We start from the raw sequence: 591 nt of genomic DNA, 5'->3' as shown, positions 1-591 counted from the left end.
TCTACCTGACCACCTGTGTCGGTTTGGGGTACGATTTGATGTTACCTGATGCTTAGAGGCTTTTCCTGGAAGCAGGGCATTTGTTACTTCAGCACCGTAGTGCCTCGTCATCACACCTCAGCGTTAATAAAGGTCCGGATTTACCTAAACCTTCCGCCTACATGCTTAAACCGGGACAACCGTCGCCCGGCTAACATAGCCTTCTCCGTCCCCCCTTCGCAGTAACACCGAGTACAGGAATATTAACCTGTTTCCCATCGACTACGCCTTTCGGCCTCGCCTTAGGGGTCGACTCACCCTGCCCCGATTAACGTTGGACAGGAACCCTTGGTCTTCCGGCGAGCGGGCTTTTCACCCGCTTTATCGTTACTTATGTCAGCATTCGCACTTCTGATACCTCCAGCACCCCTCACAGGACACCTTCAACGGCTTACAGAACGCTCCCCTACCCAACAACACATAGTGTCGCTGCCGCAGCTTCGGTGCATGGTTTAGCCCCGTTACATCTTCCGCGCAGGCCGACTCGACCAGTGAGCTATTACGCTTTCTTTAAATGATGGCTGCTTCTAAGCCAACATCCTGGCTGTCTGT

The 591-nt window shown here is 53.1% G+C and carries 1 rRNA gene; it reads right to left on the bottom strand.

The window, feature by feature from the left end:
- A 23S ribosomal RNA gene (locus QQF33_RS03435) occupies positions 1-591 on the bottom strand; the annotation flags it as partial.

The organism is Lelliottia wanjuensis, from assembly GCF_030238365.1.
Classification (GTDB): Bacteria; Pseudomonadota; Gammaproteobacteria; order Enterobacterales; family Enterobacteriaceae; genus Enterobacter; species Enterobacter wanjuensis.
This window is presented reverse-complemented; position numbering and strand designations above follow the sequence as displayed.